Origin of the sequence: Elstera litoralis, assembly GCF_000963705.1 — a bacterium.
In the GTDB taxonomy this organism is placed as follows: domain Bacteria; phylum Pseudomonadota; class Alphaproteobacteria; order Elsterales; family Elsteraceae; genus Elstera; species Elstera litoralis.
Map to the genome: position 1 here is coordinate 1 of NZ_LAJY01000452.1, position 3,427 is coordinate 3,427.

Here is a 3,427-nt window from a genome sequence, read left to right on the forward strand (position 1 = left end):
GGTGTCGAGACGCAATAGCAGCCACGCCTGCGCCGCGAGGCCGGCGGGATCATCGGCCCCGGCCGCCTCCAGAACGGCGAGCGCCTGTTCCGGGTCGCCCGCTTGCTCCAGCGCGCTAGCGAAATGACGGCGCAGCACGGCCCAATCGGGCGCATCGGAGGGAAGGCACTCGAACAGCGCGCGATAGAGATCTACCGCCACCTGCGGCGCTCCCGTGCGCAAAGCCAGCCACGCTGCTTGTTGCAGCCGCTCCGGCGCGTGCGATTTGCCCACCGCGTAGCGGCTCCAAGCGGCGGCTTCGTCGAGATGCCCGAGATCGTGCAAGACCCAGGCGAGGGTAAAGGCGGCGCTATCGAGCGCCGGATCGCCGCAGCACGCCCGGCGCAACGCGCCCGCCGCCGCCAAAAGATCGCCCTGGCGCTGATAGACGAGCCCGAGATACCACCAAAGCGCCCAGGCCTCGGGATGGGCTTTCAGCGCCGGTTTCAGCAAAGCCGCCGCCGCCTCGGGTTGATCCGCGTCCAAGTGGAACCAAGCGAGCGCCGCAATCGGGTCGGGCGCGCGGGGGGCATAGGCGCGGGCTTGCTCGGCCAGACCGCGCGCCGTGCGCCGGTCCCCCCGATCATAAGCCGCCCAAGCCTGGGCAATCAGATCGAATAAGGCCGCGTCGGTCCGCATGCGCCGCTAGACCCGCCCGGCAGAAAAACCGAGGCAGCGCGCCCGATACTCCTGAAGCGTCTCGTACCACCGACGCGCCGCCTGCGCCGCCGAGGGCCGCAGTAAGGCCGATTGGTCTGCACAGGCCGCTTCGGCCCGTGCCCGCTCCGCGCCCGTTTCCATCAAGGTATCGAGCGCCGTAAACCAAGCCTCGCCTGGGGCCGTCAGCGCGAGCGACAGGCCCGCTGCACCGATGCCCGCCGCCAACAACGGCGCATCGCCCACCATCAGCGGCACCCGCGCGCGCATCACCTCGCAAGGGTCTCCCAGGGCGGCACCCCCACACAGTTTGGTAATAGCCCCAAGCGCAAGGGCGGAACACTCTCATCGATGGCGAGAATCTGCGTATTCGTCAGCCGCGACACGCGCCCGAGCAGGGCGGGGACCTGGGCGACCGTCGCCGGAAAGATAAAGCGATAGGCCGGGCGCGCTTCGGCTAAGGCGACCGCGACGGCACCGCCCTCGGCCCGCTGGCCACCCAAAACCAGAATCGCCGCCCCATCGCCCTCGAAACGCGCTTTCTCCGGCGCGGGCAGGGGTAGGGCTATCACCGGGCCACTCTGCAAGCGCGCCAAACGCGCCGCTTCCACTGGGGTCGTCGCCGCAAGCGCGAGCAAGCCAGTGTTTTCCAGCGCGCCGAGATCGAGCGGCTGATCGCCCGTCACCACTAGAATAACCGGCAGCCCCATCGCCACGAGCGGCCCGGCCAAGGGCAAGGCCTCAGCGCCAACCAGCACGGCAAGAGACGGGCGCTCCATCACCGCCAACAGGCCGATGTCGGCCAGCGGCGCATCGCTGCGATAGACTGGAAAGCCTTCGGCGTCGCTGCGCTCGACGCGCAAACGTCCGGCCCCGGCCCAACCCGACAGGAGAATCGGGGCAACGCCGACCCCGCGCAAGGCCCCACTCAGCGCCTGAAGCGCCCGGCCCGTTTCGGCACTGGGCACCCCCGCGACCGCGAGCAAAAGACGAAGCGGATTAGCGTTCGGCATGAACGGCCAGGTGCGAGAGGAGGTTTCCGGCAATCAACGGCGTTGCCGCTGTTTCGGCAAAGGCTTTTTGACGCGCGCGCGCCGCGCAATCGGCGTGATCGGCCCCATAGAGATGGCGCAAAGCCGCCTCCCACACCGCAAGGGGCGCGTGGGCATCGACGAGAATACCGCCCTCTCCGACCGTTTCGGGCAAGGCCCCCCGGTCGCTCGCCAGAACCGGAATTCCGTTGAGCTGGGCTTCGATCACTGTGCGGCCGAACGCTTCTTCCCACAGGCTCGGCATCAGCAAAAGCCGCGCCTGGGTGTAGAGCGTGCGCATATCCCGCGTCGGCGTGACCCAGGTGATATTGCCCAAGGCCTCGGCGCGCCGCTGACAATAGGCGCGCCAGCGCGGCTCCAAGTGCCAGCTTTCGGCCACCAGAAACGGCAAGTCCGGGCAGGCCGCCGCGAGGCCGAACATAATCTCCATCCCCTTGATCGGGGTCGGATTGACGAACAGAATTTTCTCGCCGGTTTCGCGCACCAAATAGCGTTCTGGGGCCACAACCGGCGGCACAACCAAACTGTCGATACCGCAGAGGGCACGCCAGCGGTCCGCCGTAAACTGGGAATTCGAAAGATACAGCAGCGCCGGATCGGGGTAGAGGGTTCCGGCGAGCTGATGCATTTCGACGTTATGCAGATAAACCGCCGTTGGACGCCCCGTCTCTAGCGCGGCAATAATCGTCGGCAACAGCGCCGTGCCGCTCTGAACAATAATCGCCGTGGGCTCCCAGCTTGCCGCGACCAGCGCCAGCGCCTGATCGGGGTCGGGCACGCGAATGACCGTATAGCCCAAAGCATCGTCGCGCTGGGGCCGCAAATCACCACCGTCGCGGCTATGCTCCCTCAGGCCGCAGAGAACCGCAACCGATGCGCCAATATCTTGAAGCGCAAGGCAAAGATCGTGCGTCGTCGTTTGCAGTCCGCCGATAATCTCCGGCAGATGCGGATAGGTCGAAACGAACAACAACCGCATGCACACGCCCAGCCTTTTTTACAAAACCAGCGGAATGTTCCGCCGAGAAGGGTTACGAGACTGGCACGGGCGGTGTGGCTTGGCGCGTGTTATTTTGCACCACATCCAGATTCTGCGTGGTCCGGTTTGAGCTCGGAGGATTATTTTCCAGCGTGGTCGAGACCTCCGAACTCACACGATCCCTCGCAAGATCACCACCACCCCCCGATCCCAACCGACTACCAGCAGAACCCGTGCTAATCAACCCCCCCCCAGCGGGGCCTCCCACATTATTGGAGCCGCCGCCACCGCCGCCAGAAAATTGATTCAAGCTTGACTGAAGGGTGTTTGGATCCGTCCGCGTCGTCGGACCAAGCCCGCCCGAACCAAGGCTCGTACCAAATCCCGGTCGGGTTACAGTGTTCGTATTGCCACTAGTGTCGGAAACCCGCATTTGCTGGCCGAACAAAAAGGTAGCGCTCGTATTGTTACCACTCTGTTCGACCGTCGAAATACCGCCGCGAATCCCGATGGTGCCCGAGGCGGTTTTAACCGTCGTTTCATTGGTCTTGCTGATCTGACCACCGACGACGCGCAGCAGGCCCGAGGCGAGCGAAACGCCGATTTTGCCCTTCTTGGCGTTCGGATCATAGACGAACTCATCGATCGTCAGCTCCGAATTCGGGCCAAGCGTCATCGAGGATTGATCCATAAACAGGAT

5 protein-coding genes are annotated in these 3,427 nt (G+C 65.0%); all 5 read right to left on the reverse strand.

Annotated elements, in window-relative coordinates; translation table 11 throughout:
- On the reverse strand, window positions 1-678 hold a 678-nt coding region (locus VZ95_RS15625), incomplete at its 3' end, for a tetratricopeptide repeat protein (RefSeq protein ID WP_045776684.1).
- A gap of 6 nt (window positions 679-684) precedes the next feature.
- Entirely contained in the window at window positions 685-969 is a 285-nt protein-coding gene (locus VZ95_RS15630) for a hypothetical protein (RefSeq protein WP_156995341.1), read from the reverse strand.
- The gene (locus VZ95_RS15635) at window positions 966-1,709 is read right to left on the reverse strand and encodes a hypothetical protein (RefSeq protein WP_045776686.1); all 744 of its coding nucleotides are present in this window, start codon (window positions 1,707-1,709) and stop codon (window positions 966-968) included. Before VZ95_RS15635 ends, VZ95_RS15630 begins: the two co-directional genes overlap by 4 nt.
- Window positions 1,696-2,727, reverse strand: coding sequence for a glycosyltransferase (locus VZ95_RS15640; protein WP_052711836.1), 1,032 nt, complete (start codon window positions 2,725-2,727; stop codon window positions 1,696-1,698). Before VZ95_RS15640 ends, VZ95_RS15635 begins: the two co-directional genes overlap by 14 nt.
- Before the next feature lie 52 nt (window positions 2,728-2,779).
- Window positions 2,780-3,427 (reverse strand): FecR domain-containing protein (locus VZ95_RS27365; protein ID WP_045776688.1); only part of this gene is annotated, 648 nt, incomplete at its 5' end.

Coding starts and splice junctions, on each gene's coding strand:
- VZ95_RS15635 (WP_045776686.1), bottom strand. CDS start 1,709: ATGCCGAACGCTAATCCGCTTCGTCTTTTGCTCGCGGTCGCGGGGGTG.
- VZ95_RS15640 (WP_052711836.1), bottom strand. CDS start 2,727: ATGCGGTTGTTGTTCGTTTCGACCTATCCGCATCTGCCGGAGATTATC.